Origin of the sequence: Alteromonas lipotrueiana (genome assembly GCF_019249245.1) — a bacterium.
Lineage (GTDB): Bacteria > Pseudomonadota > Gammaproteobacteria > Enterobacterales > Alteromonadaceae > Alteromonas > Alteromonas lipotrueiana.
In genome coordinates this window covers 1-668 of the sequence record NZ_JAESDK010000045.1, presented here as the reverse complement: position 1 = coordinate 668, position 668 = coordinate 1, and the positions used below count along the sequence as shown (strand labels likewise).

Sequence of the window (668 nt, the reverse complement as noted above, 5' to 3'; positions counted from 1 at the left end):
ATGCTATGTTTGTTCATGCTAGCCTCCAAATTGATTTAGTATTGAACAAACTAATTATGGCTCTGGTGAGCAGTTTTACTGTTAGCTAACCCACGAAAATGCGGAGGCTAGCATTTCTCAGGGAGTCATTGTGTCTATGCATTTTAAGGAAGTATGGTGAAAGTTCATCTAGTGGTAGCACACCCAGAACAAGGTTCGTTTAATTTTGCGTTGCATCAAACAGCAATAAATGTATTTAAAAATGAAAACTTTAAGTTAGAAATTTCAGACTTATACAAACAAAACTTCAATCCTGTTGCAGGGAAAGATGATACAGCTAATTTTCCAGTAGGTGAGTTTTTTCAATTAGCAAAAGCTCAGAGGCTAGCTCTTTCAAATAACTCCTTTGAGAGTAGCATCAGCAAAGAACAAGAAAAGTTAATTTCATCTGAGCTATTAATTTTTCAATTTCCTTTATGGTGGTGGTCTTTTCCCAGTATATTGAAAGGCTGGATAGATCGTGTTTTATCCTCTGGCTTTGCTTATGGTAAAGACGCAACACTTAAGCCTAAAAAAGTTATGTATTCAATAACAACAGGTGGCGCTAACTCTAAAGAAGAGCTGGAGTATTACCAAAATAAAATCCAAGGATTATATCAAGATATATTTGGATTCATGGGTTGGGAGGT

Annotated in this window: 1 protein-coding gene; it reads left to right on the top strand. The window is 35.8% G+C overall.

Annotated features, from left to right (window positions below; all coding sequences use genetic code 11):
• Nucleotides 1-153 precede the first annotated feature (153 nt).
• On the top strand, nt 154-668 hold a 515-nt coding region (locus tag JK130_RS16560; protein WP_218355436.1), incomplete at its 3' end, for an NAD(P)H-dependent oxidoreductase.